The 1,225-nt window shown below is 67.0% G+C and carries 1 protein-coding gene; it reads left to right on the top strand.

What is annotated here, in order from left to right; translation table 11 throughout:
- A partial coding sequence (gene glyA / locus E3D03_RS20810; RefSeq protein WP_263568529.1) for a serine hydroxymethyltransferase occupies nucleotides 1-1,224 on the top strand: 1,224 nt, incomplete at its 5' end.
- Nucleotide 1,225: the final 1 nt, after the last annotated feature.

Below are 1,225 nucleotides of genomic sequence, written 5' to 3'. Positions count from 1 at the left end.
GCGATCCGTCAGGAGCTTGGCCGGCAGCGCGACGAGATCGAGCTGATCGCGTCCGAGAACATCGTCTCGAAGGCGGTGCTCGAGGCGCAGGGCTCGGTCCTGACAAACAAATACGCCGAGGGCTACCCCGGCAAGCGCTACTACGGTGGCTGCCAATATGTCGACATCGTCGAGGACCTGGCGATCGAGCGCGCCAAGGAACTGTTCGACTGCGGCTTCGCCAATGTGCAGCCGAACTCGGGGTCGCAGATGAACCAGGCCGTGTTCCTAGCGCTGCTCAGCCCGGGCGACACCTTCATGGGGCTCGACCTGAATTCGGGCGGCCACCTGACGCATGGCTCGCCGGTCAACATGTCGGGCAAGTGGTTCAACGTCGTCAGCTACGGCGTGCGCCAGCAGGACCAGCTTCTGGACATGGAGGATGTGCGGAAAAAGGCGCATGAGCACAAGCCCAAGCTGATCGTCGCCGGCGGCACCGCCTACAGCCGCATCTGGGACTGGGCCGAGTTCCGCAAGATCGCCGACGAGGTCGGCGCCTATCTGATGGTCGACATGGCCCATATCGCCGGCCTGGTCGCGGGCGGCCAGCATCCCTCGCCCTTGCCGCATGCCCATGTCGTGACCACGACGACGCATAAATCCCTGCGCGGCCCGCGCGGCGGCATGGTGCTGACCAACGACGCCGAGATCGCGAAGAAGATCAACTCGGCGGTGTTCCCCGGCCTTCAGGGCGGCCCCTTGATGCATGTGATCGCGGCCAAGGCGGTGGCCTTCGGCGAGGCGCTGCGCCCGGGCTTTCGCGATTACGCGGCCCAGGTGGTGAAGAACGCGCAGGCCATGGCCGACGAGCTGATGAAGGGCGGCATCGACATCGTCTCGGGCGGCACCGACAACCACCTGTGCCTGGCGGACCTGCGTCCCAAGGGCGTGACCGGCAAGGCGACCGAGGCGGCGCTGGGTCGCGCGCATATCACCTGCAACAAGAACGGCGTGCCCTTCGATCCGGAGAAGCCCTTCGTGACCTCGGGCGTGCGCCTGGGCGCGCCGGCCGGCACCACGCGCGGCTTTGGCGAGGCGGAGTTCCGCCAGATCGCGCGCTGGATCGTCGAGGTGGTGGACGGGCTCGCGTCGAACGGCGAGGCCGGCAACGCCGAGGTCGAGGCCCGCGTCAAGGCCGAGGTCGAGGCGCTTTGCGCGAAATTCCCGCTGTACAAGGGCATGTGAG

The organism is Paracoccus sp. DMF (assembly GCF_004407025.1).
Taxonomy (GTDB): domain Bacteria; phylum Pseudomonadota; class Alphaproteobacteria; order Rhodobacterales; family Rhodobacteraceae; genus Paracoccus; species Paracoccus aminovorans_B.
Note: the sequence above shows the minus strand (reverse complement) of the source record. Positions and strands in the feature narration are given on the sequence as shown.